The organism is Thiorhodovibrio winogradskyi (genome assembly GCF_036208045.1).
GTDB classification, from domain to species: Bacteria; Pseudomonadota; Gammaproteobacteria; order Chromatiales; family Chromatiaceae; genus Thiorhodovibrio; species Thiorhodovibrio winogradskyi.
The window spans coordinates 3104253-3128963 of the sequence record NZ_CP121472.1; the positions used below are offsets into that span (position 1 = coordinate 3104253).

The following is a 24711-nucleotide window of genomic DNA, read 5'->3' on the forward strand; positions in this document are numbered from 1 at the left end:
CCGCTGGCCTGGCACCTTGCGATTGGAACCGGCGCTCGCGCCCTTGCTGCTTGGGCGCGCTTGGCGCCACCCCTTTCGCATCGCAGGCATAGTCTGCCATTGGCTCTATTCATCTTCCCAGCCGACGGTTTTTTGCGTGGAATCTTTTCAGCTCGACATCGATAACGCGCGCCCCGGACCCTGCCACCTGGCGTCGGCGTCCCAAGAGCCGCGCCAGGACTGGACACCCGCCGCCAAAGCTGTGATGAAACAGCTCCAGGATCGGTTGGCGCGGGATATCGCTCGCCTGCCGCTCGGGCGCACCCAGGCAGGACCCCATGCGCTCACCTCGCTGATTCTCGAGCTACCACGGCGGCCCAATGCCATCGCTCAGCTGCCCGGAACGCAGTTTCAACTGCTGCATCCGCAAGGCGATGGTCTGCGCGCGGGTTATGGTTTGGCGGCGCAATGGGAAGCGCAGGGATCGGATCGCCTGAGCACTCTCGCCAGAGTCACGCGTGAGTGGCCGGCGTGCTGGGAACAAGGGGATCCTGACGGCACAGGTCTGCGGGCCTTTGCGCTACTTGGCTTTGCCGCCGCTCCCGAGCCAGCGCTCACCCCGGAAGAGCATCTCCCCAACGCCTTGCTCTGGGTTCCGGATATCGCCCTGCGGCAGACCGAGGAGCAAGCCGCGCTCATTTTCAGCGCCCAACAGCAGCAAGGGCGCGCTAGCGTACATGCGCGCTGGCATCGGCTGCTTGAAGACCTGATCCCGGGGCTCTTTGCCCCACCGCGCCGGCCGGCACTGGTCACCCGCGTGGCGGCCGAATTCACCGAGCCAGAGCAAAGCCAGTGGGCGCGCCTGGTCGAGCAAGCACTCGAGTGCATTCATGCCGAGAACTTGCAAAAAGTTGTCCTCTCGCGCCGACTGGGCGTGAAGGGCAGCCGGTCTTTCGATATCGCGCGCCTGCTCGACGTGCTGGCCGCCGTGTTTCCGTCCTGCCAGATCATCAATCTGCGCCGCGGCGACCAAAGCTTTGTCGCCGCCACCCCCGAGCGCCTGCTTCATCTGCGCGACGGACGCGTCGCGGTCGATGCCATCGCCGGCACCACCAGCCACTCTGATTGCGAGGACCGCAACCTGGCCCTGGGCGAGGAATTGCTGCGCTCGGAGAAGAATCTGCGTGAGCACGGCTTTGTGGTCGAGGCCGTTGCCCAGGCATTGGCTTCCAGCTGTCGCTCCATCAAGATCCCCAGGCAACCGCGACTCATGCGACTGCGCAATGCACAGCATCTGTGGAGTCCCATCACGGCTGAAATCAACCCGGGCACCGGTCTGTTCAACCTGGCCGAACAACTCCACCCCACGCCGGCCACCAATGGCCAGCCCCGACTGGCAGCGCACCAGTGGCTGCGGGCACAGGAGCCTTTCTCTCGCGGCTGGTACACCGGTGCGGCTGGTTTTATCGAACCCGACAACAGCGGTGAACTTTGGGTGTTGTTACGCTGTGCGCGCATCCGCGGCAAACAAGCCGAGCTTTTTGCCGGCGCTGGCATCGTCGCCGGCTCCGACCCAGGGGCGGAATGGGAGGAGACCGAAACCAAACTGGCCGCCATGCTCACGGCGCTTAGGTTCGCGTGAACCTAGTATCAGCCCCGATGGATGAAGACATCGGCTGCCTGAACTTGCGCTGGTCGCTGGCGCTCCTTGATGGATTGATCCAGGGCGGACTGCGGCAACTGGTCCTCTCCCCTGGCTCGCGCTCCACCCCGGTGGTGCTGGCCGCGCAGCAACGCCCCGAGCTCAGCCTGACACCCATTCTCGACGAGCGCAGCGCGGCATTCTTTGCCCTTGGCCTCGCCCGTGCCAGCGGCGCGCCTATCGGTTTGCTGGCCACTTCTGGCAGCGCGCCGGCGCACTGGTATCCCGCGGTGATCGAGGCCGCCCACTGGGGTCTTGCGCTGGTCTTGCTCTCCGCCGACCGCCCGCCGCTGTCGCGCAATACCGGCGCCAGTCAGACCATCGATCAGACACGGCTGTTCGGCGCCTTTGTGCGCGAGTTTCATGACATCGGCTTGCCGCATGCCGATGCCAACAGCCTGAAGGCCGTGCGCGCCCTGGGCTTGCACATGCTTCTGCGCAACCGGGGCAGGCGGGCCGGCCCCCTGCATATCAATCTGCCCTTCAAGGAACCCCTGATTCCCGCCGGTGACTGCCTGCCTGGGGAACCACAAGCGCAGGCTTTGCAATGGCCCTTCTTGCTCGGCACTCCAAAGGCGACAAAGCACCCGCCCGGCTTGAGCAACCAAGACCGCAACCAGGCCAGCATAGAGCCACCATCGGGTCGCGGGCTCATTCTTTGCGGACCCGCCAGCGCGGGTGACGCCAAGGATGCACGGGCACTTCTCGCCTGCGCGGCGCGCCTTGGCCTGCCGCTGCTCGCCGATCCGCTCTCGGGCGTGCGTTTTCCTTGCCCGCCCGATCAGCCACTCGCCGAGCCACCGGACGAGACGCTCCAAGCCTGCGTGATACGCCATTATGACGCCCTGCTACGCAACACAGATGTAGCCAACGCGCTCAAACCCGATTGGATTCTGCGCTTTGGGCTGGCGCCCGTTTCCAAAAGTCTTGGCCAATGGCTCGCCGGCATACCCAGCTGGGTGGTGAACACAGGAGAGCACTGGTGCGACCCAAACCAGGATGCTTGCGGACTGATCCAGGCAACGCCCGAGGAACTGGCCAGCACCCTCGCCAGTGGGCCGGTCTCCCGCCAACCCGACGCCGACTGGATCAATCTCTGGCACCTTGCCGAAGAGCAAATCCAAACACTTGCCAATACCCACCTGAAAAAGGGCTCCTGGTGCGAGGCCCAGTTTATCCAGCAATTGCTGCAAGCCATTCCGCCCGGTGAAGGGCTGCTGTGCGCCAATTCCCTGCCCATCCGACAACTCGATACCTGGTCCTACTCGCGCCAAGAGCCACTTTGGCTGTTTGGCAACCGCGGTGTCAGCGGCATTGACGGTCAACTCTCAACCCTAGCCGGGCTCAATGCCGCTGGCACGCCCACCTGGGGACTGCTTGGGGATCTGTCGTTCTGCCATGATCTGAGCGGACTCCTGCTGGTCGGCGAGCTGCAACGTCCGGTGGTTGTGATCAACAATGGCGGCGGGCGGATCTTCGATTACCTGCCCCAGCGTGGCTTGGCCGACTTTGAACGTTACTGGCGCACACCAGTGACGCCGGACCTGGGCGCGCTGGCCCGATCTTTTGGGCTGGCCCACCAGTTGGTCCGCAACGCACATGACGCCACCGAGGCTCTAAGCGGGCCATTGACACCCCGCCTGATTGAAGTCCAAATCGACGCCGAGCACAGCCGCCATTTTCATCTCGGGTTCTGGCAAGCGGTGGCGCGGACCCCTGTCAGCGGCCAGCCCGCGCCCTGACTCGTGGACCAATGAGAATCTAAACCCAAATTTGGGCTAAAATCTCAAGGCGATTTCCTAGACCCACATCTCCCAACTCCAAAAGAGCCAAGCTTTGAGCACCCATCGCCATTCCGCCCCCCATGAGACCAATCCCGCCTCGGCCGTGATCTGGCAACAGCCAGAAGGGCTCGACTACCAGGACATTCTCTACCACCAGGCCGAGGGCATCGCCAAGCTGACCATCAACCGGCCCGAGGTGCGCAATGCCTTCCGCCCCGAGACCATCCGCGAGCTGATCGACGCCTTTCATCGCGCCCAGCATGATCCGAACATCGGTGTGATCATCCTGACCGGGGCCGGGGATCTGGCCTTTTCCTCCGGCGGCGATCAGCGCATCCGCGGCGATGGCGGCTATCGCGACCATGCCGGGGCCGAGCATTTGAATGTGCTCGACTTGCAGCGCCAGATCCGCACCCTGCCCAAGCCGGTGGTGGCCATGGTGGCCGGTTACGCCATCGGCGGCGGCCATGTGCTGCATCTGGTCTGCGACCTGACCATCTCCGCCGACAATGCCCGCTTCGGTCAGACCGGCCCACGCGTCGGCAGCTTCGATGCCGGCTTTGGCGCCGGGCTGATGGCGCGCAACGTCGGCATCAAAAAGGCCAAGGAAATCTGGTTTCTGTGTCGCCAGTACGACGCCCAGGAAGCCCTGGCCATGGGGCTGGTCAATACCGTGGTGCCGCTGGCCGAGCTTGAGGCCGTCACCCTCGACTGGTGCCGGCAAATGCTGCGCCACTCGCCGACCGCGCTGCGAGTGCTCAAGGCATCCTTCAATGCCGATACCGATGGCCTGGCCGGCATTCAGGAACTGGCCGGCAATGCCACCGGGCTTTATTATCAGACGCCCGAGGCGCAGGAAGGCCGCAATGCCTATCTGGAGAAACGCCCGCCGGATTTTTCCCGCTTTCCGCGCCGTGCCTGAGCCTTCTGACCTGGCGGCACGCGCCCGCGCCAGAGAAAGCCTGATCCCCCGCAGTCCATTCCCGAGACCAAGCGCGCCATGAACTCCTCCACCCTCGCCCTGACCCGCTGGGAACGGCTGCGCCGCCAAGGCGAGCGTTGGATCAGCGCCGCGCGCCCGCGTACCTTGTTTCTGGCCGTCTCCCCGGTGGTCGCGGGCATTGCCCTGGCCTGGTTCGAGAGCGGTCAGCTGGCTTTCTGGACCGCCTTGGGGACTCTCGTCGGCGCCACGGCGATTCAGATCGGCACCAACCTGCACAATGACGCCGCCGACTTCGAGCGCGGCACCGACACCCCGGATCGCCTGGGCCCACCGCGCGCCTCGGCTCAGGGCTGGTTCACCCCGGCGCAAGTCAAGGGCGCCGCCCATCTGGCCTTCTTGGTCGCCTTTCTGGTCGGCCTGCTGCTGGTGGTGCGCGGCGGCTGGCCCATCTTGCTGTTGGGTCTGGCCGCCATTGTGGCTGGCTATGCCTACACCAGCGGACCGCGCCCCATTGCCTATGGTCCCTATGGCGAGCTCTTCGTGCTGGCGTTTTTTGGCGTCGCCGCCACGGCCGGCAGCTTCTACTTGCAAAGCCTGCACCTGAGCGCCTCCTCGTTGTTGCTCGGCCTGGCGTGCGGCCTGCCGGCGGCAGCGGTGCTCTTGCTCAACAATTACCGCGACTTCGACACCGACGCCCGCGCCGGGCGCCGCACCCTGAATCATCTGCTCGGCAAAGCCCGCGCGCGGGTGCTTTACGCGGGGCTGCTGCTCGGCTGTCTGCCACTGTTCCTGCTCAGCGCCCCGCTCGCGCATTCCTGGCCGGCGCTTCTTGCCCTGCCACTGGCCGCGCGCCTCATTCGCCGCCTGTTCCAAGGCGCCCAGGGCCGCGCGCTCAACGCGCTGCTCGGGCAGACCGCGCTCTACCAAGTCGCACTGGTCCTGTTGCTGAGTCTTGGTCTGGCCTGGGGTCTGGCCTGGCCGCGTTAGCCGATGCGCGCCTGGTGCTTGGGGCCAGCAACCCAGACCATGGAGCAAAGGTCGGCGCCACTGCGGCTTATTCCCTACCGCCTGCCGTTGCGTCGCCCCTGGCGCAGTGCCCATGGCGAACTGAATGACCGCCAGGGCTGGCTGGTCACTGCCGGTCGCGGACCCCATCGCGGCCATGGCGATTGCGCCCCCTTGCCGGACGCGGGCACCGAAACCCTGGAGAACGCCGCCGCCCGGCTCGCGCACTGGCAAGCCCGCGCCCACGACCAATCCGATCAGCAACTGCTCGACGCCCTGCGCGCGGCTTCGCCAAGCCCGACACCAGCCGCCGACGCCGCGGTGGAAACTGCCTTGCTTGACCAGCGCGCCAGAGCAGCCGGGCTGCCGCTAAGAGCCCTGCTGCATCCCACCGCGGCCAAGGTCGTCCATGTCCCGGTCAATGCCGCGCTTGGTACGCTGATCGCGTGCACGCCGCGGATGCTGCAACAGGCCGCGCGGCAGGGCTTTCGCGTGGTCAAGCTCAAGGTCGGCACCGCCCCACTGGAAGCCGAGCTCGCGCATCTGCGCACCTTGCTGGCGGCCGCGCCCCATACCTGCCAGTTGCGCCTGGATGCCAACGGGGCCTGGGATCTGCCCGACGCGCACCGTTTTCTCGCCGCGCTGGAGCACCTCCCTCCGCAACCCAACACCGGCATCCCGATTATTGAATCCCTGGAAGAACCCCTGCGTCAGCCGCGCGATGAGGCGCTGGCCCAACTGCAAGCCGCCACCTCCATCCCACTAGCGCTGGACGAGTCCCTGCCCCAGCATCCCTGGCCGACCGACGCCAGCCAATTCCCAGTGCGGCGCATCATCCTCAAGCCCGGCGTGCTCGGCGGCCTGCGCCCCAGTCTTGACCGCGCGCGCCTGGCACTGACCGCCGGCATCCAACCCCTGGTCACCAGCCTGATCGACTCCGCCGCCGGTATTTGGGCCGCCGCCGAGCTCGCCGCGGCCATCACCGCGCTCAGTCGCGAGATTCCAGAAGGCGCCGACTGCCACAACCTCTGCCAAGGGCTCGCGACGGCGGATTGGCTCGCCGCCGATCTCGGCCAACCACCGTCGCTGAGCGACGGGCGCTTGCGGCTGTCCGCTCGGCCGGGCAGCGGTTTCCTGCCTTTCGGCAAGGGCGATGGCGCCACCGATCCCCATGTCCATGCCCATGCCGGTGACGCTGCCGATCTCGGTGCCGGCGCCTGTGACGATGCCGGCGCAAATGCCGATCTTGGCCCTCCGGCATGACCCCCGGCTATTGCGCTCAAAGGCTTGGCGGAGACAGCGCATCGCCGCGCTGGCTGCTGCTCCATGGCTTCACCGGCAGTCACGCGGACTGGCGCGACACCTGGCCCGAAACCCGTCCGGCCCTGGCCCTGGACCTGCCAGGTCATGGCCAAAGCCCCGACCCTGAGGGCGATTTCACGGCGGAAATCGCCCGTCTGCTTGCCGCCCTGCCACCCAGCATCGAGAAAATCGCCGGCTACTCCCTCGGCGGGCGCATCGCCCTCGCGCTCATGGCCGCCGCGCCCGAGCATTTCCGCGCGCTCATCATCGTCTCCACCCATCCCGGCCTCACCAATGCCGCGGAACGCGCGACCCGTTGCCGGCAAGACCAGTATTGGATCAACATGCTACGAAACCATGGGATCAAGCGCTTTGCCGCCGCCTGGCAGCGCCAACCCTTGTTCCACGCCCAACACCTGCGCGCGCCCCAAGCCGTTGCCGAGCAACACCGTCGCCGGCTCGCGCAGCGCCCGGAAGGGCTCGCCCAGGCGCTGGCCTGCTTCGGCCTCGGGCGAATGCCACCCACCTGGGATGCCCTTCGAACTTACCAGGGCCATCTGCACTGGATCAGCGGCGCGCTGGATGAAAAATTCCGCGACCTCGGCGAGCGCGTGCGCGCCCCGCGCCCTGCCACCACCCACGACATCCTGCCCGAGTGTGGCCACAACCCCTTGCTCGAAATGCCGCAAGGGCTCAAGGCTCGGCTGGCGGGACCATGAGCGTTAGAGCAATCCGTCCAGCGGACTGCGCACCCCCTGCCCGCCGCGATTGAGCACATGGGTGTAGATCATGGTGGTTGACACATCCGCGTGCCCCAATAGTTCCTGTACCGTGCGAATGTCATAGCCGGACTCCAGCAAATAAAATTAAAGGAATAAAATTAAAGTGAATTAAAGGAATTAAAGGGGTCTGGATGGAATTGTTTTCCAGCCTGTAAATCAACTCGCATTCAATTGCCTAACGCTGGCCTTCAGTCCGACCGCTCGCTTCGCTCGCGGTGGCTGAGGCTGGAGTTAGATATCCAGTGTCCTTGGCCTCGTGAGTGGAAAAAGAATTTGAGCCTTACGCATTTAACCTTTTGTAATCTAACCCGCCAAACGCGCAGCTGCCGGCTCTTCCCGCACGATTCAAGTCACGATATTCGCTGAGCAGTTCGCACATCACCCGCGGTTTACTATAGGAGAACACCACGAATGACCAACCCGACAATATCAACAACTCATCGCCAAGTGCTGGGCCGACGAGGCCTTTAAGCAGCGGCTCTTGGCCGACCTGGCCGAAACCCTCAAAGACGAGGGGATGGAAGTGCCCGAGGGCATTCGAGTGCAGGTAGTGGAGAACACGGCACAGGTCTTTAATCTGGTGATTCCCGCCCGGCCTACAGAGCTCTCAGATAAAGAGTTGGAAGTAGTGGGTGGGGGGTTTTTCCATGGCCGTCTGGCTAACGGTTTTTATTGCGGCATATCGATATGATACAGACACGAGGATAGGTGACAATAGCTTTTGCTACACCTTCAAAGATTTGTTTTCATAGTCGCTTTCCAGATTGGCATTAATCATCGGTTAATTTACCCACCCTAGCCGCATTTCTGACTTTCGCGTAATATGCTAAGTTTATGATAGTAAATGTCTTGTAAACAAATACGGATAAAGGTTTTGGACCAAGGGATGATCACGGCCGATCAATGAATCTCCGAATTGAGAGCGCCAAGCGACAGAAGACACTTATAAAGATCGCGACTACTATTCTGTTACATTGCTCACCATGGTGTTCCTGATCGTCGTTACGACGCTGGTGTCTACAATCCCGACAAATCCGACAAAGATCCCGCATCAATGGCGCCGGGCATTTGGCATCGCTCTGCTGGAGGTCTTCGTTGATGGCCCATGGCTCTCTGACATGGGCCTAATGCAACTGAGCGCACAAAATGCCCGTGTTTTCGGTTAGGCTTGATCCTTAAAGACTGCTTCACGCCCACTCACCACCATGCACATCGCCAACCCCATGTACGACACCGTCTTCAAGTACCTACTTGAGGACAATGCGCTGGCCAAACTGCTGATCGGCACCATCCTGCAAGAGGAGATCCTCAGCCTGGAGTTCTGCCCACAGGAGCGCACCCAGGAGATCGAGCGCGCAGGCAAACGGGGGATGACTGTCTATCGCATGGACTTCGCCGCGCGCGTGCGCAATGTCGAGGGCGTCGAGCGCCAGGTGCTGATTGAGCTGCAAAAGGCCAAGTTCGCCACCGATATCCTGCGCTTTCGCCGCTATCTGAGCGGCCAGTATCGCGACCCGGATAATATCCGCCTCATTGAGCGCGATGATGGCAAGCTGGCACGCGAGGGCATTCCCATTCTGACCATCTATTTCCTCGGCCATGCGCTCGACCATACTGAAGCTCCGGTCGTTCGCGTGCGCCGCGACTGCGTTGATCTCGCCTCCGGACAATCGCTGGAACGCCCCGAGCCCTTTATCGAAAGCCTGACGCATGACAGCTATGTGATTCAGATCCCCAAGCTCAAGGATCAGCCGCGCAACGCCATTGAAGAGATGCTGCAACTCTTCGACCAAAGCCACAGGGACCGCGACCGCCATTATCTGCGTATTGATGAAGCGGACATTCCTCCGGACTATCGCCCCCTGCTCAGGCGCCTGCAACAGGCCGCCGCGGAACCGGAGATCGCCGACGCCATGGAACTTGAAGACGAGATTCTCGAGGAACTTCAGGATATCGAACGGCAGTTGGAAGCGGTTCAGGCGCGGGCCGAGGCCGAACAAGCGCGGGCCGAAGCAGAAAGTGCAGAAAAAGAACGGTTGCTGGCGCTGCTCAAGGCTGCGGGAATCGATCCGAATCCCGATGGACCTTCATCCGATCGGCCGCTACCGAGGAAAGCCTGACCAGCCGCCATGACAGACAGCAGTTTCGCGCCCAGCACAAGCCCCCCCATGGCTGCAGATCCGCCGGCCGTGGCGCCCTTCTCTGACGAGCAAGACATCCAGGCCCGCGACAGCCTGTCTCCTGTGGTGATCCATCTGCTCAAGGGCGTCATCTATCAAGACAGCGACCCACACCTGTGGAACGACCTGCTCGCGCTACAAGCCCGGGTGCGCGACTATGTCAGCGTCTTGCGGCTCGAGCTGACCATCGACGAGGCCGAGGGCCATGCCTTTCTGCGCGCGCGCCCGGATGACGAGAATGGCGACGGCGGCGCGGGCATTGGGGGTGCTGGAACCGCCGCTGGCAGCGACCTCAAAGCCCCGCGCCTGATCGCCCGTCGCCCCTTGTCCTTTCCCGTCAGCCTGCTGCTTGCCCTGCTGCGCAAGAAGCTGGCTGAGTTCGACGCCTCCGGTGGCGAGACGCGGCTCATCCTGACGCAGGAGGAGATTCTCGACCTCATCCGCGTCTTCCTGCCCGACACCAGCAACGAGGCACGCTTGGTCGATCAGACCGACAAGCACATCAACAAGGTGATCGAGCTAGGTTTTTTGCGCCGCCTGCGCGCCGGTTCGGGCGGTGAGTCGGGCACAAGCAGCGCGAAAGGCGGCAAGTCATCCAGCGGGGGGCCCTACGAAGTGCGGCGCATTTTGAAAGCCTACGTCGATGCCCAATGGCTGTCGGAACTGGACAATCGCCTGGCCGAGTACCGCGACCAGCTGCGCGCGCCCGAGGACGAAACGCCCGATGACTGAACCGATCCCCGGCGTGGCGTCTGCCTCAGCCTCAGCGTCAGTACCAATCCCAGCTCCAGCTCCGGCTCCGGCCGCCTCTCCCGCCCCGGAAAACCTCGCCCTCGACTTCACCGGGGACGACCGCCTGGCCGGCTTTCGCCTGCAACGGCTGGAAGTCTTCAACTGGGGCACCTTCGATCAGCGCGTCTGGACCCTGCATGCCCATGGCCGCAACACCCTGGTCACCGGCGACATCGGCTCGGGCAAGTCCACCCTGGTCGATGCCATCACCACTCTGCTGGTCCCGGCCCAACGCGTGGCCTATAACAAGGCCGCCGGGGCCGATGCGCGCGAGCGCTCGCTGCGTTCCTATGTGCTCGGCCACTACAAATCCGAGCGCAGTGAGGCCACCGGCAATGCCAAACCGGTGGCCTTGCGCGCGCCGGGCAGCTACTCGGTGATCCTCGGCGTCTTCCATAACGCCAGTTACGACAAGACCGCCACCCTAGCGCAGGTGTTCTGGCTGGCCGAGCCTCAAGGACAGCCTTCACGCTTTTTTGTCGGAGCCGAGCGCACATTGTCCATTGCCGAGGATTTCGCCCACTTCGGCAACGAAATGCCTAAGCTCAAAAAGCAGCTCAAGGCCAAAGGCGCCGAGATCAACGACAGCTTCCCGCGCTACGGCGCTTGGTTTCGGCGCGTGATGAGCATCAACAACGAGCAGGCGCTGGAGCTGTTTCATCAAACGGTGTCGATGAAATCAGTCGGCAATCTGACCGACTTCGTCCGCGCCCACATGCTCGAGCCCTTCGCGGTCGGCGAGCGCATCACGGCGCTGATTAGGCATTTCGATGACTTAAACCGCGCGCACGAGGCGGTACTCAAGGCCAAGCAACAGATCGCCTTGCTGACTCCGCTGGTCGCCAACTGGGAACAGCATCAGCGCCTAGGCGCCGAACTCGACAAGCTGCGCGCCTGTCGCGAAGCGCTTGGCAGCTATATCGCCAGCCTCAAGGTGGAACACCTCGATGCCCGTCGCGCCGAGTTGCGCGAGGAGATCGACCGCCGCGCCACCCGCATCGCCCGGCTTGATGAACAGCTCCAAGGCTTGCGCCACCAGGAATTTGAACTCAAGCGCCAGATTGCCGAGAACGGCGGCGACCGTATCGAGCGTCTGCGCCAGCTCATCGACGAGAAAGCCCACGAGCGTGATCAGCGCCGCGACAAGGCCACGCACTATGAGCGCCTGCTCGCCACCATCGACCAGGTCCAGGCACGCGATGCCGACAGCTTTCTGACCCAGCGCCAGGGCTTTCAGGCGCTGCGCGAGCACGACGAGGCACGCGAGGCCGAGCTTCAAAATCAACTGACTGATCTGAGCTTTAATCTGCGGAAAATCCGCGACGAACACAGCGCGCTGAGCGAGGAACTCGACAGCCTGCGCGCGCGCCCGACCAACATCCCCAGCCCCCAGATCAAGCTACGCCAGACACTCTGCGACGCCCTCCGACTCGACCCGGACCGCCTGCCCTACGCCGGCGAACTGCTGCAGGTGCGCGAGCACGCGCGCGACTGGGAAGGCGCCGCCGAGCGTCTGCTGCGCAACTTCGGCCTGTCGCTGCTGGTGCCCGATGCCGAGTATGCCCGCATCGCCGACTGGGTGGATGGCACCGACCTGCGCGGGCGTCTGGTTTACTACCGGGTCCGCTTAGGTCCGGCCGGCACCCTGCCCGAGTTGCATCCCGACTCCCTGGTGCGCAAGCTCGACATCAAGCCGGAATCGCCCTTCTACCCCTGGCTCGAAGCCCAGCTCGCGCGCCGCTTCGATCTCGCCTGCTGCCAGACGCAAGAGCAATTCCGCCGCGAGACCCGCGCCATCACCCGCGCCGGGCAGATCAAGGGCGGCAGCGAACGCCATGAGAAAGACGACCGCCACGCCCTGCTCGATCGCAGCCGCTATGTGCTTGGCTGGACCAATGCCGCCAAAATCCGCGCGCTTGAGGACCGGCAGCAGGCGCTGGAGCACAGCATCGCCGAGCGTGGCGCCGAGGTCGCGCGCATACAGACCCGTCAGGCCGAATTGCGCACCCGTCTCAACGCCCTGTCGCGCCTGGAGGAATATCGCGACTTCCGCGAACTCGACTGGGCCGCCAGCGCGCTGGAGTTGGAGCGCCTCAAAGAGGAAAAACAGGCACTCGAAAGCGCCTCCGATCTGCTGCGCGCCCTTGAGCAGCAACTCAAGGAGCTGCAACAACGCATCACCGACAGCAACCACCAGCGCGATGTGCAGAAGGATAAGCGCTCCCGCGCCGAGACCAAGCTGGAAGCAACCGAGCAGGCACGCACCGCGGCCGAGGCCCAGGTCCAGGCCGGCACGACCGCGGGGCACGCCGCGCACTTCCCGGCACTCGACGCCCGCCGCGCCGAGCTACTGCCTGACCAGCCGCTGACCATCGAGAACGCCGACCAACAGGAACGCGACCTGCGCGCCTGGCACCAGAGCCGCATCGACAACCAAACCAAGCGCATGAACAGCCTGCGAGACCGCGTCACCCAGGCCATGACCGACTACAGGCACGCCTACCAGCTCGAAACCAGCGAGGTCGACGCCAGCATCGAGGCCGGCTTCGAGTACCAGCGCATGCTGCGCGAACTCGAGGCCGACGACCTGCCGCGCTTCGAGGCGCGCTTCAAGGAACTGCTGAACGAAAACACCATCCGCGAAGTCGCCAGCTTCCAGTCCCAGCTCGCGCGCGAACGCGAAACCATCCGCGAGCGTATCGACCGCATCAATGCCTCGCTCAGCCAGATCGACTACCAGCGCGGACGCTACATCCGCCTCGAGGCCCAGCCGACCACCGATGCCGATGTGCGCGACTTCCAGCACCAGCTACGCAGCTGCACCGAGGACGCCCTGACCGGCTCCGAGGACAACCAATACTCAGAGAAAAAATTCCTGCAAGTGCGCGACATCATCGACCGCTTCCGTGGCCGCGATGGCCAGAGCGAGTCGGATCGACGCTGGACCACCAAGGTCACCGACGTGCGCAACTGGTTTACCTTCGCCGCCAGCGAACGCTGGCGCGAGGACGACCAGGAATACGAGCACTATTCCGACTCCGGTGGCAAATCGGGTGGCCAGAAGGAGAAGCTCGCCTACACCATCCTCGCCGCCAGCCTGGCCTATCAGTTCGGCCTGGAATGGGGCGCGGTGCGGTCAAAGTCTTTCCGCTTCGTGGTCATTGACGAAGCCTTCGGTCGTGGCTCGGACGAATCCGCCCAATACGGCCTGCGGCTGTTCTCGGAACTCAACCTGCAACTGCTGATCGTCACCCCGCTGCAAAAAATTCACATCATCGAGCCCTATGTCGCTAGCGTCGGCTTCGTACATAACGAGGACGGGCGCGCATCGAAAATTCGCAATCTCAGCATCGAGGAATACCGCGCCGAGAAGGCGCGCCACAGCGGCCAGGTGCCTAACTCATCGCCGGCATTGGCGCCATCGGGCAGCTTAGACCAGGGCGCCGGATTGGGGCACGGGATCAGCCCTACCCAGCCGGCGGCCCAGCCGGCGGACCAACTGGCGCCCCAGTCAACTGACAGCCCCGCATGAGCAAAGCCTGGACCACGCCGGCGGACCTGCGCGCCCGGGTGCGCAAGCGCTGGGATCGCGGCGAACTGCTGGCGCCTTTGGCACAGCCAGACCCTGTGGACCCAGCGGATCAAGCAGCCATGAGCGCGGCGCGGACCAGCCCGGCGGAACCGGACGATCAGCCCAGCGACCATCCATACCTGGATCCGCAACAGCGCTCTGTGAGATTCCCCTGGCGCCTGCCGCTGCGCGGACCCAGCTCGAGCGAACTCAGCGACCGGTTCGAGGAGGTCCGCGCCTGGATTGCCGCGCTGCACGCCATGCCGCATCTGCGAGTGGAAGTCCGCGAACTGCGCCACCGGGTGCTGGGCAGCAACCGGATCCCGGTCGCGGCCTGGATCGATTCGCTTGAAGATGCCCTGGCGTTGATTGGCACCGGGGCCCAGGCGCGGCGTTTCCGCGCCCTGGTTGCCGAGATCCGCCCGCGCCAACCCGGCCTCCTGCCCTGGCTCGCCCGACGCCCGCTGCGCGCGCTGGAACTGGAATCGGAGATCCCCGCCCTGCTCGCCATTCTCGAGTGGATGCAAGCCCATCCTCGTCCCGGCCTCTATCCGCGCCAGGTCGACCTGCCCGGCGTGCATACCAAGTTCATCGAAGGCCACCGCCAAGTGCTGAGCGAATGGCTCGACCTGACCCTGCCCGCCGCGGCCATCGATACCAGCGCTCGTGGTGCCGCCGGTTTCGCCCGCCGCTATGGCCTGCGCGAGAAACCGCCGCGGATTCGCCTGCGCCTGCTGGACCCCTCCCAGGCGCTGTTGCCAGCGCTCGAGCAGGCCGACCTCACGCTAGATGCCACAAGCCTCGCGCGCCTGGCGCCGGCGGCCAGCCGGGTGTTTATCACCGAGAACGAAATCAACTTCCTTGCCTTCCCACCGCTCGCCGATGCATTGGTGATCTTTGGCTCCGGCTACGGCTTCGAGCAACTGCATGCCCTTGACTGGCTGCACCAGCGCCAACTCTGGTACTGGGGCGATATCGACACCCATGGTTTCGCCATTCTGGATCAAGTGCGCGCGCATTTTCCGCGCACCCGATCCCTGCTGATGGACAGCGACACCCTCTTCGCCTTCGAGCCCCTCTGGGGCACGGAAACAGATCAATGCACCCGCGACCTACCCCGCCTGACCCAAGCCGAAGCCACGCTCTACAACGCACTGCGCGACAACCGCATCCGCCCAGGCCTGCGCTTGGAGCAGGAACGCATTGGTTTTGGCTGGGTGATGGAGCGATTGCGCGCGCTTGACGGCACGGAATGACGGGCACGCGTCTAACGCTGCCGCCAGCAGATCAAAATCAGGCCTTCAACCAGAAAAACAGCCCCAGAGCCGCGAGCAGGGTGGCCACCAGTCCAGCCATGAGCAACAGCGCCAGCCGCCAGTCCTGGCGTGCTTGCTTTGCCTCCGATAAAGGCGCTGCCGCGCGCGGCCGTTGATCTGTTTCAGCGTCCACGGGTTCCGCATCACTGGGGTCAAAGGCACCACCGAGTTGCGTAATGGCTTCGGTATCCATGCCCCAAGTCGCGTTGGTGCGAGGCTTGATGTCCACGGGCTTGGCGGGACGCAACCCGGCGGCGACCGCTGAGCTTGGCGCGACACCAAAGAGCGCCAACCAGGCCGCGATGCTCCGCGGACGATCCTCTGACTCGAATGCAAGCCCCGCGCCGATGGCGTTCAGGAAGCGCTCGCCGCAGCGCTCCAGATAGGGTGCCTGCCAGCCATCCGGCGGCGGGCGCTGCATGGGTGGCTGTCCAGTCAGGGCGAAATACCAGGTCGCGGCCATGCCGTAGATGTCGGTCCAGGGGCCGACTTCACCATGGCGCACCTGTTCGGGCGCGGCGAACTGGGGCGTCATCTGGCGAATCAGGGTCTTTTCGCTGTCGGGATGCACCCAACGCGCGGCGCCGAAGTCGATTAGCAGCGGACTGCCATCGTCGCGCAATAGAATGTTGCTCGGCTTGATGTCGCGATGCCAAATATTGCGCGCGTGGGCATGAGCCAGGCCATCGAGCAGCGGAAATAGCCAGGCGCTGATGCGCGCCTCGTCCAGTTTGGGCTTGCCGGCGAGAAAATCCCCCAGGGTGTTGGAGGCCTCATGGACCATGCACAGATAGACGGTGCCATTTTCCTGGAAGGCGTCGGCGATGATAACCAGATTAGGATGGGGGCGCGGCCGGGCAAGTTCCTGCAGCATGCGGCTTTCCTGCAGGAACTTCTTGCGCAAATGCTCGAACTGCTGCTCCTTGCCCGGCAGGGGCGCGACCCGGCCGTCACCCGCGCGAGTGGCCAGTTCGCGCGGCAGGAATTCCTTGACCACATAGGTGGCACCCAGCAGGCTGTGGTCCGCGAGATAGACCAGACCCGAACCACCGCCGCCGAGATGCTCGCGAATACGCAACTCACGCAATTGAGTGCCCGGCGGCAGTGCACTCGCGGAAGCTTGTCGACCCATCGCCTTCACCCGTCTTGCCTAGTAGAGTCCGGGCGCGACAATAGCATGAATCCCGGCACCGGGGCGTGGGAAAGCCGCAAGGCCATCGCGGTCTCAGACCCGCTTAAGCGCGCGCCAGCATCGGGCCGGTACGCAACCGCACGCCCAGGCAAGCGAAAAACAGCAGAATATTAATGGCGCCCACCACGACAAATGGCGCGCGCGGATCGATGGCGTCGAATAGATGCCCGCCGACCAAGGTGATCAGCAAAATACCGACCGCGCCCGAGATGTTAAACGCCCCCAGCACTGAACCGCGACTTTCCGGCGGGGCTTCCTGCCCGATCAGCGACTGCCCACCCAAGAACACGCTAATCTGGCCAATACCCAGCAGGATATAAAAAATAATCCCATGACCAGCCAGTGGGTCATCCAGCAGCAGCAAGGATAGATTCCCAATCGCCGCCAGGACCATGCACAGGGCCAAGGCGCTGACCCGATCGATGCGGTCCATGAGTGGACCGAGAATGGGCGCCCACACCAGGGCGGAAATCTGTGCGATGACGAAAATCAGGGTGCCATTTTTCACCGCCTCTCCCGCGTCCATGCCCGCGGCCTTGCCGGCCAGGGTGCCCCAGAGGATCAGGAAGATGGCATTGACGGACTGATCGCCGCGCGCGATAAAAGCCGCGCTATAGGCCAAGGCCACACGCGGATTGCGCGCCGCCGCGAATCCGCCCTTGAACAAGGCCATGACCGAAGGCCGCTCATCGCGGTGGGTCGGGATACCCGGTCTGAGCCCCAGCATGACCAACACCGCCGCCAGCATGCAGAGCCCCGCGACCATCAGGTGGGTGTAAAGCCCGGCCAGCTCTCCGCTGTAGCCAGCCTTGATCAGTGCCTCGGGCATGGCGCCAAAACCCTGATTGGTGAAAACGATTCCCAAGCCACTCAGCACGCCGATGAGCGCGACCATTTTGCCACGCGATGCCTCGGCTGGATAATCGACCAGCACGGTTGACAGGGCGCCGGCGACAGCGACCACGCCAAGACCATAGATGGCACGAAAATAAAAGAGCGCGTCAACCGACTGCGCCAGAGGATAAAGCAGGTAAGTCAGCGCCAACATCAGAAACCCGATGGCATAAATGGAACGCCGCCCGATGCGGTCAATCAGAATCCCCGCGGGAAGAAAGCACAGCAGGGTAACGATCTCGGTCAAGAACACCAGATTGCCGCTGATCCCGCCTTGCTCCGCTTCCGGCACTCCAAGATGTTCGTTCAGCACATAGGTCTGACCAACGTTGATGAAGGTCATTAATCCAATGGACAGAAAACCAGCGACGAAAAAGCTCCAGCCATGGCGCGGCAGAACACCTGGTGCAAGCTGGATGGGGCCAATACGATAGGGTGGACTGTCATTCATGGTTGGGAGAGCCAGTGATGATGGTTATGCCTTGAATGCCCAAAAAAATTTTATTTTCAGGTGCTTGGAAACATCCTCGGAAGCTTGCCAGACGACGATCACGGGAGACGCCGTGACTTCGCCCCACCTCCAGCCTGTCCCCACCTCAAACAAGGTTCCAGAACAAAGCCGCGGACGCGGCAGATTACCCCGAGCGTCGGGTTGCGGCAAATCCGCCTTGCAGGGTGCGCGCTCCACCAACCAATACGCCGCCGCGACGTGCGGGCTACCAGCCAGGCGCGGGCTCGCGCCAGCCAGTCGGCAAAGGAATTCCCTTTAGTTGGTGTTAGAATCGCTCTCGGCTCAGCACCAAGGGGCGGTGGGTTGGCGGCATCATTGCCTCGGCCTTGGCCCCTCTGCCGTGCTCTGCCTCTCGCACGCTTACCCACCACACCAACAAGAGGACACTATCATGGGCATGCTGATACTCATTTTGTTCTGCGTGGCTGCCGGCGCCTTCATTGGCTGGAATGTTCCGCAACCGGAAGCCGCCAGAAAACTCCAAGATCAAGTGCTCAAACTCCTTGGCCAATCCAAAACGGACAACAGGGACTCCGACAATCAATAGGTGCACATGCACGCGCTCGGACTGCCGCGCGCAAAGCTGTAGCGAGCCCGAGTAGCTCAACGCCAACACCCAAGTTTCACATTCGTTCAGGATCAAGACTCATGACAATCAGGCCCCCCGCGCACTCCTATCCGCCAAGGTTACCCGCAACCCCTGGCACCTTTGCGCGGGCGGGTCTGTTTTTCCTGCTGGTGGTGGTGCTCTCGGCCTGCGGCCAAAAGGGCGATCTCTATCTGCCCGACCCCAAGGCGCCGAAGGTGCCCGCACCCGACCCACTCAGCCAGTCGTAATCGCATTACAACCGTCGCATGGATGACTTTATCCGCAAAGCCGGCGACCTCCATGCCGAGGCCGTGCCGCTGCAAGCCATTGCCGAGCGCCATGGCACTCCCTGCTATGTCTATTCCCGCGCCACGCTGGAGCGCCACTGGCGCGCCTTCGATGCCGCCTTGGCCGGGCGCGATCATCTGATCTGCTTCGCGGTCAAGGCCAATTCCAATCTCGCCGTGCTTGATGTGCTGGCGCGCCTGGGCTCGGGCTTCGACATCGTCTCGGTCGGCGAACTGGAGCGGGTTCTGGCCGCGGGCGGCGACCCCCGGCGGGTGGTCTTCTCCGGCGTCGGCAAGCGCCGGGACGAGATCCAACGCGCGCTTGAGGTGGGCATCCACTGCTTCAACGTGGAGTCCCCGGCCGAGCTTGCTCGCATCGATGCCATAGCTCGCGCCCAGGGACGGGTCGCGCCCGTGTCGCTGCGCGTCAACCCGGATGTCGACGCCGGCACTCATCCCTACACTGCCACCGGTCTGGCCGAGAACAAGTTCGGCATCGCCATCGGGGAGGCCCTCGCCGTTTACCAGCAAGCGGCCGCATTGTCCGGGGTGCGGGTGGTCGGCATCGACTGCCACATCGGCTCCCAACTCACCGAACTCGCGCCCTTTGTCGCCGCGCTCGAGCGGGTGCTGGCATTGGCCGACGAACTCGAGCACCTTGACATCGGGATTGAACACCTGGATCTCGGCGGCGGCCTGGGCGTGCGTTATATTGATGAGCAACCGCCCTCGCCCGCCGCTTATGTCAGCGCCCTGCTTGAGCGCCTCGGCGAGCGCCCCTACCGGATATTGCTCGAGCCCGGACGCGCCATCGCCGCCAACGCCGGTGTTCTGCTCACCCGGGTTGAGCATCTGAAACGCAATGGCGAGCGCAAATTCGCTATTGTGGATGCGGCCATGAACGACCTGATCCGCCCCGCTTTGTATCAGGCGCGCCAAGAGATCGTCCCGGTTCGCGCGCATGACGGCGACAGCCCAGGCCTGAGCCCAAGCCAGAGCCCAGATGCGAACGCCAATGAAAACCGCGATGAGAACCCCGATGAGCATCGGGGCCAGCTCCAACGCGTCGATCTGGTCGGGCCAGTATGTGAAACCGGGGATTTCCTTGGCAAGGCACGCGAGCTTGCGCTGGCAGAGGGCGATCTGCTCGCGGTGCGCTCAAGCGGCGCCTATGGCTTTGTGATGAGCTCAAACTACAACAGCCGCCCGCGCGCGCCCGAGGTGATGGTCGATGGCGACCAGATGCATCTGGTGCGCGAGCGCGAGCGCCTTGCTGATCTCTTTGCTGGCGAATCCTGCCTGCCACCCGCGCCAGACTGAACCCATCCACCCAAGCCCATCCGCCCAGCCTCTAGCCGCCCGGGCCCAGCCGCCCAGCCCATCCGTCACAAGCCTTATTCCTGTCGATCATGCAGCGTCGCCCCGAACCCGAACTCATGGACACCGCCCTGCAGGCCACGGCCTATGCGCGAGCGGATTTTCGCCACTCGAACGACTTATTCATGCGCCTGCTCGAACAGCACTGGCCCGAGCGCGGCCCGGCCCGGCGTGACGGCTGCAAGGCCATTGATCTTGGCTGCGGGCCAGCGGACATTGTGCTGCGTTTTCTGCGCGCCTGGCCCAAGGCTGAATGTACCGCCGTCGATGGCGCCGCCGCCATGCTGGCCGAGGCCCAACGCCTGCTCGACGCGGCTGAGGATGTTCACTCCCGTGCGCGGCTGGTGCAGGCAAGCATTCCCGACCCAAGCCTTGGGCAGCAGTGCTTTGATCTGATGCTGTCCAACAGCCTGCTGCATCACCTGCATCAACCCGAGGTGCTCTGGAACAGCCTCGGGCAGCTAGGTCGTCCTGGCGCCTTTGTCCTGGTCATGGACCTGATGCGCCCGCCCGAGCCGAGTTGGGTCGAGGCGCTGATTCAAACCTATGCCGCCAATGAACCCGAGGTGCTGCGAGCGGATTTTCGCCAGTCACTGCGTGCCGCCTTCGAGCCGGCCGAGGTGCAGGCGCAATTGCGCGACGCCGGCCTTGCCGACGCGCTCGAGGTGCGGGTGGTCAGTGATCGTCATCTTGCCGTTTGGGGCCAATTGCCAAATCGATGCGACCGGAATGTGGCTGCCTGAATGGGAGTTCCTGAAGGAGGAGTGCCCGCATGGGGATGTTTGAATGAGAGAGTGGGAATGCGCTTAAAATTCACCAAAATGCACGGACTGGGAAATGACTTCGTCGTCATCGACGCCATCAACCAGCAGGTCGCCATGACCGCGGAACTGACCCGCCGGCTGGCTGACCGCCGCCGTGGTGTCGGCTGCGACCAACTGCTGCTGGTCGAGCCGCCCAAAACACCCACGACCGACTTCCACTACCGCATCTTCAATGCCGATGGCTCCGAAGTCGGCCAATGTGGCAATGGCGCGCGCTGTTTCGCGCGTTTTGTTCATGACAAGGGCCTGACCGACGAGCGCCGGCTGCAAGTCGGCACCAAAAGCGGTCTGCTGGAGCTCTACCTGCTCGACGACGGTCAGGTGCGGGTCGACATGGGCCTGCCGCGGTTCGAACCCCGGGCTATTCCTTTTCTGACCGATCAGCGCGCGCCGGCTTACAATCATGGTACCGGCCTTCAGTCCCGGCGCATTGGCGTGGTCTCCATGGGCAACCCCCATGTGGTGGTCCCGGTGGACGATCTCGCGAGCGCACCCGTGACCACCCTGGGACCCGAGATCGAAAACTCGCCGCTCTTTCCACAGCGCACCAATGTCGGCTTCATGCAGGTGTTCGACGACGAGCACATCGGCCTGCGCGTTTGGGAACGTGGCGCCGGCGAAACCCAAGCCTGCGGCAGCGGCGCCTGCGCCGCCATGGTAATCGGCCGCCTGTGGGGCGAACTGGGCGAGGACGTGCGGGTCACCCTGCCCGGCGGCGATCTCATCGTGCGCTGGCCCGGACACCAGGAAACTGTCACCATGACCGGTCCGGCCTGCCTGGTCTTTGACGGAGAAATAAACTTATGACGCCTGATTCCGCACCAGATGACACCATGACCGAGGCCATGGCCGTCGCTTATCTGGATCAGCATCCGGACTTGCTGCTGCGCCATCCGCGGCTGCTGATCAAGATGGACATTCCCCATGGTCGCGATGGCGTCGTCTCCCTGGTTGAGCGGCAACTAGCAATGCTGCGCGAACAAATCGCCCAGGAGCGCCAACGCCTCGTCTGCCTGGTCGAGCGCGCGCGTGAGTATGAGTCCCTGTCCAAGCATCTGCACGAGTTGACCACTAAGCTGATCCTGGCTCGCAGTGTCAAGCACGTCGAGGACATTCTGGATATGGAACTGCGGATTGAGTTTGGCGCCGAGGCAGTCGCCTTGCTGCCATCCCCGCTAACGGACGAGCCCCAGAGCGATCCACCTACACATGCGCCGAAAGATTCCCGAGACAATGTACCCCGCACCCGGACCACGGCGACCACGGGCATCGATAAACTCGTCGAGCTTGACCACTGTCAATGCGGACCGCTGACCCCGGACCAATACACTGAGTTGTTCGGCGGCCAGGCGGACCATTTGCGTTCGGCGGCACTGATCCCGCTGCGCGGCCCCAAAATGCACGGACTGCTCGCCATTGCCAGTCGCGATCCAGATCACTTCACCGCCGACATGGGCACGGTCGCACTGGAGCGCCTCGCAGACATCATCAGCGCCAAGCTGATCGAGCTTGCGCTCGCGCACCATGACTGAAACCGCCCGCGCACTGCTTGAGCGCTTTCTGAGTCACCTCGCCAACGAGCGCCGGCTCTCGCCTCATACCCTGGATGCCTACCGGCGCGACCTCGAACGTGTTCTGGCCTGGTACCAAGGCCTGCAACCCGAGGCCAACTGGCCGGCATTACAGGAGCGCGATGTCCGCGCCTATCTAGCCATACGCCATCGCCAGGGCCATGCCGGTCATACCCTGGCGCGCGAACTCTCCGCCCTGCGCCGGCTCTTTGTTTACCTAATGCGTGAGCTGATCGTCGAGCACAATCCCGCCCAGGGTGTGCGCGCCCCAAAACAGGCGCGGGTGCTGCCAAAAACCCTGGATGCCGACCGCCTGAGCGCCATGCTTGACGCCGAGGCCAGCTCAGGCGCTGGCCATGGTGCGGACACTGAGGTTTGCGGCACTGGCACTGGCACCGCGACACCATCGACCCTATACTCAGATCCGCTCAACCTGCGCGATACCGCCATGGTCGAGCTGTTGTATTCATCCGGCCTGCGCCTGGCAGAGTTGGTCTCCATCGACATCCGCGACATCAACCCGCGCGACCCCTTGCTGACCATCACCGGCAAGGGTTCCAAAACCCGTTGCGTTCCCATTGGCCGCCAGGCCCTGAAAGCCATCGCGGACTGGATGAGGGTGCGCGGTCAATTCGCCGACAGCGATGAGCCAGCGCTGTTCGTCAGCTCGCGAGGTCAGCGCATTCATCCGCGCACCGTCCAGCAACGCCTGCGCCAGTGGGCCATTGCCCGCCACTCAGACACCCCGCTGCACCCGCACATGCTGCGCCATTCCTTCGCCAGCCATCTGCTGGAATCCTCCGGCGACCTGCGCGCGGTGCAGGAACTCCTTGGCCATGCCGACATCAGCACCACCCAGATCTACACCCATCTCGATTTCCAGCACCTAGCGCGCGTTTACGACCAGGCGCATCCGCGCGCCAAGCGCAAGAAATAGGCTTACCTAACGAGGACGGCACTCGCTACGGTGTTGAAAGGATCGACAGAGACTAGCCCGGCCATGAACGCAGGGACACCGCGCCAGGCCAAAGGCCCGGTGAGCCTATCGCTGGCGTTGGCCCTGGCGTTGGCGCTTATAGTGACCTTATGGATGCTTTCTGGCACGCTCAACCAAAGCACACCCGAGCAGCAGACACCAGAAAACGACAGCACGCAGACCCCTGCCCCCTTGCGGGTGCTGGTCATCGACAGCCAGGCGCGGCCCATTGCCCAGGAGATCGCCTTACAGGGGCAGCTCGAACCGTGGCGGCGGGTGAGGCTGCGTGCCCAGGTCGAGGGACAGGTGACAGCGCTACCGGTGCAAAAGGGCGCCTGGGTCGAAGCCGACACCCTGCTGGTTGAATTGGCCGAGGATGACCGCCCGGCGCAGCTCGCCCGGGCGCAGGCCGATGTGGCCGCGCGCGAACTGGAAGTGTCAGCATCGGAAACCCTGGGTCAAAGGGGCATGCAGGCGCAAACCCAGACCAAGTCAGCCCAGGCCGAGCTGGCCCGCGCCCGCGCCGAGGCCAAGCGCCTGCAGCTGGAGATCGAGCGGTTGGCAATACGCGCGCCCTTTGCCGGCGTGGTCGAACGCCGCGACCTTGAGCTTGGCAGCCTGCTGCAACATGGGGATGACATTCTGGAGCTGGTCGACAATTCCCGCCTGAAGGCCACGGCCCAGGTGCCACAACAGCGCGCTGGCGCGCTCGCCATCGGCCAAGCCGTGGCGGTCGAACTCCTCGATGGCACTCAGGCACAAGGCCGCCTGATATACATCTCCCGAGTGGCGGATGAAAAAACCCGCGCGTTCCGCATCGAGGCCGAGGTGCCCAATCCAGAACGGCGCCTTGCCAGCGGCCTCAGCATTGAGATGCGCGTTCGCACCGGCGAGATGGACGGACATTTTCTCTCTCCCGCCGTCCTCACCTTAAACGACCAGGGTGAGATCGGCGTGCGCACTCTCGATGCGCGGGACCGGGTGCATTTTGTCCCCGTAGATCTCCTGCGCACCGAATCCGACGGCCTGTGGGTCTCGGGCCTGCCCGCCACGGCGCGCATCATCACGCGCGGTCAAGGCTTTGTCAGCGAGGGCGAGCAGGTTGAGCCAGTCCTGCAAGAGAAGGGTTCCTGA

The 24711-nt window shown here is 63.8% G+C and carries 21 protein-coding genes and 1 pseudogene; 18 read left to right on the forward strand and 4 right to left on the reverse strand.

Features of this window, described 5'->3' with window-relative positions; translation table 11 throughout:
• Positions 1–136 precede the first annotated feature (136 nt).
• The 6 genes from Thiowin_RS14095 to Thiowin_RS14120 all read left to right on the forward strand — a co-directional run bounded on the left by Thiowin_RS14095 (position 137) and on the right by Thiowin_RS14120 (position 7434).
• On the forward strand, positions 137–1621 hold the full coding sequence (locus Thiowin_RS14095) for an isochorismate synthase (protein ID WP_328983639.1): 1485 nt from the start codon (positions 137–139) through the stop codon (positions 1619–1621).
• A gap of 17 nt (positions 1622–1638) precedes the next feature.
• On the forward strand, positions 1639–3423 hold the full coding sequence (menD, locus tag Thiowin_RS14100) for a 2-succinyl-5-enolpyruvyl-6-hydroxy-3-cyclohexene-1-carboxylic-acid synthase (RefSeq protein ID WP_328983640.1): 1785 nt from the start codon (positions 1639–1641) through the stop codon (positions 3421–3423).
• Positions 3424–3568: 145 nt separating this feature from the next.
• Positions 3569–4387, forward strand: a complete 819-nt coding sequence (gene menB / locus Thiowin_RS14105) for a 1,4-dihydroxy-2-naphthoyl-CoA synthase (RefSeq protein WP_408034216.1) — start codon at positions 3569–3571, stop codon at positions 4385–4387.
• A gap of 78 nt (positions 4388–4465) precedes the next feature.
• Positions 4466–5395 (forward strand): 1,4-dihydroxy-2-naphthoate octaprenyltransferase, encoded by a 930-nt coding sequence (gene menA, locus Thiowin_RS14110; protein WP_328983642.1) that lies wholly within the window; start codon positions 4466–4468, stop codon positions 5393–5395.
• 39 nt (positions 5396–5434) lie between these two features.
• Positions 5435–6676, forward strand: coding sequence for an o-succinylbenzoate synthase (gene menC, locus Thiowin_RS14115; protein WP_328983643.1), 1242 nt, complete (start codon positions 5435–5437; stop codon positions 6674–6676).
• Positions 6673–7434, forward strand: coding sequence for an alpha/beta fold hydrolase (locus Thiowin_RS14120; protein ID WP_328983644.1), 762 nt, complete (start codon positions 6673–6675; stop codon positions 7432–7434). Before menC ends, Thiowin_RS14120 begins: the two co-directional genes overlap by 4 nt.
• A gap of 3 nt (positions 7435–7437) precedes the next feature.
• On the opposite strand, the pseudogene Thiowin_RS14125 reads toward Thiowin_RS14120, so the two are convergent.
• Positions 7438–7578 (reverse strand): annotated as a pseudogene (locus Thiowin_RS14125) (tyrosine-type recombinase/integrase); the annotation flags it as partial.
• 400 nt (positions 7579–7978) lie between these two features.
• Between Thiowin_RS14125 and Thiowin_RS14130 the strand changes: the two are divergent.
• The 5 genes from Thiowin_RS14130 (at position 7979) to Thiowin_RS14150 (ending at position 15296) form a co-directional block, all read left to right on the forward strand.
• A complete protein-coding gene (locus tag Thiowin_RS14130) occupies positions 7979–8188 on the forward strand; it encodes an NHLP leader peptide family RiPP precursor (RefSeq protein WP_328983646.1) in 210 nt (69 codons plus the stop codon).
• A gap of 514 nt (positions 8189–8702) precedes the next feature.
• Entirely contained in the window at positions 8703–9617 is a 915-nt protein-coding gene (locus Thiowin_RS14135; protein WP_328983647.1) for a hypothetical protein, read from the forward strand.
• Positions 9618–9665: 48 nt separating this feature from the next.
• A complete protein-coding gene (locus Thiowin_RS14140) occupies positions 9666–10409 on the forward strand; it encodes a DUF4194 domain-containing protein (protein ID WP_328983648.1) in 744 nt (247 codons plus the stop codon).
• Positions 10402–14001, forward strand: coding sequence for an ATP-binding protein (locus Thiowin_RS14145; RefSeq protein WP_328983649.1), 3600 nt, complete (start codon positions 10402–10404; stop codon positions 13999–14001). Before Thiowin_RS14140 ends, Thiowin_RS14145 begins: the two co-directional genes overlap by 8 nt.
• Positions 13998–15296, forward strand: coding sequence for a Wadjet anti-phage system protein JetD domain-containing protein (locus Thiowin_RS14150; protein ID WP_328983650.1), 1299 nt, complete (start codon positions 13998–14000; stop codon positions 15294–15296). The genes Thiowin_RS14145 and Thiowin_RS14150 overlap by 4 nt, the downstream gene beginning before the upstream one ends.
• 37 nt (positions 15297–15333) lie before the next feature.
• On the opposite strand, the gene Thiowin_RS14155 is transcribed toward Thiowin_RS14150, so the two are convergent.
• The 3 genes from Thiowin_RS14155 to Thiowin_RS14165 all read right to left on the reverse strand — a co-directional run bounded on the left by Thiowin_RS14155 (position 15334) and on the right by Thiowin_RS14165 (position 18596).
• The gene (locus tag Thiowin_RS14155) at positions 15334–16488 is read right to left on the reverse strand and encodes a serine/threonine-protein kinase (protein WP_328983651.1); all 1155 of its coding nucleotides are present in this window, start codon (positions 16486–16488) and stop codon (positions 15334–15336) included.
• A 103-nt stretch (positions 16489–16591) separates the two neighbouring features.
• Positions 16592–17893 (reverse strand): MFS transporter, encoded by a 1302-nt coding sequence (locus tag Thiowin_RS14160; protein WP_328983652.1) that lies wholly within the window; start codon positions 17891–17893, stop codon positions 16592–16594.
• A gap of 325 nt (positions 17894–18218) precedes the next feature.
• Positions 18219–18596, reverse strand: a complete 378-nt coding sequence (locus Thiowin_RS14165; protein WP_328983653.1) for a hypothetical protein — start codon at positions 18594–18596, stop codon at positions 18219–18221.
• 5 nt (positions 18597–18601) lie between these two features.
• Between Thiowin_RS14165 and lptM the strand changes: the two genes are divergently transcribed.
• From lptM to Thiowin_RS14200, 7 genes are all read left to right on the forward strand, one after another.
• Positions 18602–18790 carry an LPS translocon maturation chaperone LptM gene (gene lptM, locus Thiowin_RS14170; RefSeq protein WP_328983654.1) on the forward strand — a complete coding sequence of 63 codons (189 nt, stop codon included), beginning with the start codon at positions 18602–18604 and terminating at the stop codon, positions 18788–18790.
• An 18-nt stretch (positions 18791–18808) separates the two neighbouring features.
• On the forward strand, positions 18809–20149 hold the full coding sequence (gene lysA / locus Thiowin_RS14175) for a diaminopimelate decarboxylase (RefSeq protein WP_328983655.1): 1341 nt from the start codon (positions 18809–18811) through the stop codon (positions 20147–20149).
• A gap of 89 nt (positions 20150–20238) precedes the next feature.
• On the forward strand, positions 20239–20949 hold the full coding sequence (locus Thiowin_RS14180) for a class I SAM-dependent methyltransferase (protein WP_328983656.1): 711 nt from the start codon (positions 20239–20241) through the stop codon (positions 20947–20949).
• Positions 20950–21006: 57 nt separating this feature from the next.
• Positions 21007–21837: a diaminopimelate epimerase gene (gene dapF, locus Thiowin_RS14185; RefSeq protein WP_328983657.1), complete on the forward strand. Its 831-nt coding sequence runs from the start codon at positions 21007–21009 to the stop codon at positions 21835–21837.
• Positions 21834–22562: a DUF484 family protein gene (locus Thiowin_RS14190; protein ID WP_328983658.1), complete on the forward strand. Its 729-nt coding sequence runs from the start codon at positions 21834–21836 to the stop codon at positions 22560–22562. The genes dapF and Thiowin_RS14190 overlap by 4 nt, the downstream gene beginning before the upstream one ends.
• The gene (locus Thiowin_RS14195) at positions 22555–23538 is read left to right on the forward strand and encodes a tyrosine recombinase XerC (RefSeq protein WP_328983659.1); all 984 of its coding nucleotides are present in this window, start codon (positions 22555–22557) and stop codon (positions 23536–23538) included. Before Thiowin_RS14190 ends, Thiowin_RS14195 begins: the two co-directional genes overlap by 8 nt.
• 63 nt (positions 23539–23601) lie before the next feature.
• The gene (locus tag Thiowin_RS14200) at positions 23602–24711 is read left to right on the forward strand and encodes an efflux RND transporter periplasmic adaptor subunit (RefSeq protein ID WP_328983660.1); all 1110 of its coding nucleotides are present in this window, start codon (positions 23602–23604) and stop codon (positions 24709–24711) included.